Source organism: Microbispora sp. CSR-4 (genome assembly GCF_008033685.1).
Classification (GTDB): domain Bacteria; phylum Actinomycetota; class Actinomycetes; order Streptosporangiales; family Streptosporangiaceae; genus Microbispora.
This window is the reverse complement of the sequence record NZ_VJVX01000179.1, coordinates 1-1,165: the sequence shown is the minus strand read 5'-3', so window position 1 is coordinate 1,165 and position 1,165 is coordinate 1. Positions and strand designations below refer to the sequence as shown.

General features: G+C 68.0%; 1 protein-coding gene and 1 pseudogene. Both read left to right on the top strand.

The window, feature by feature from the left end:
* Positions 1-828 (top strand): carbohydrate ABC transporter permease (locus tag FLV34_RS39325; RefSeq protein ID WP_147945591.1); only part of this gene is annotated, 828 nt, incomplete at its 5' end.
* A pseudogene (locus FLV34_RS39320) lies at positions 825-1,165 on the top strand (carbohydrate ABC transporter permease); the annotation flags it as partial. The gene FLV34_RS39325 and the pseudogene FLV34_RS39320, both read left to right, overlap by 4 nt.

Genomic DNA, 1,165 nt, shown 5'->3' with positions numbered 1-1,165 from the left:
CTGCTCGCGTTCTACGTCTATCCGCTGTATCGCAACGTCGATCTGAGCCTGCGTAACTACACGGTGCGTTCGTTCGTGCAGGGGGACGCGCCGTTCACGGGGTTCGCCAACTACGCGAAGGTGTTCGCCGATGCCACCTTCGGCCCGGCGCTGTGGCACACGGTGGTGTTCACCGTGGTGTCGCTGGCCTTCCAGTTCACCATCGGGCTTGCGCTGGCGGTGTTCTTCAGCCGCAACTTCCGGCTGTCGGCGACGCTGCGGGCGTTGTTCCTGGTGCCGTGGCTGCTGCCGCTGATCGTGTCGTCCTCGACCTGGTCGTGGATGCTCAACAGCGAGTCGGGCGTGGTCAACGCGGCCCTGAGCTGGGTCGGCGTCGGCCCGGTCAACTGGCTGACCTCGCCGGACTGGTCGCTGTGGTCGGTGACCATCGCCAACATCTGGATCGGCATCCCGTTCAACCTGGTGGTGCTCTACAGCGGGCTGCAGGCGATCCCCTCCCACATCCACGAGGCGGCGGCCCTGGACGGGGCGACCGGCTGGCAGCGGTTCTGGCGGGTGACGTTCCCGCTGCTGCGGCCGGTCTCGGCGATCACGCTGCTGCTCGGGCTGGTCTACACGCTCAAGGTGTTCGACATCATCTGGATCATGACGAAGGGCGGCCCGAGCGACGCGTCCACGACGCTGGCCACCTGGTCCTACCGGCTCGGCTTCGGCAACCTGCTGCCGTCCTTCGGACCCGGCGCGGCGGTCGGCAACCTGCTGATCGTGATCGCGCTGGTCTTCGGCCTCGTCTACATCCGTACGCAGCGAAGGCAGGGCACGGCATGACGGCGACCCGGCGCACCTGGTGGCGGACCGGCCTGGGCGTGGTGTTCACCGTGCTCATGCTGTTCCCCGTCTACTGGATGATCAACGTCTCGTTCACCCGCGACCAGGACATGCGCAAGTCGCCGCCCTACTGGTTCCCGGTGCACGGCACGCTGGACGGCTACCGCGCGGTGCTGGAGCAGCAGGGGCCCTACCTCGCCACCAGCCTCGTCGTCGGGCTGGGCACCGTGGCCCTGACCCTGGTGATCGCGGCGCCCGCGGCATACTCGCTGGCCAAGCTGCGCCCGCGCGGCGGCGGCGTGCTGAGCTTCGTGCTGCTCATCGCCCAGATGATCCC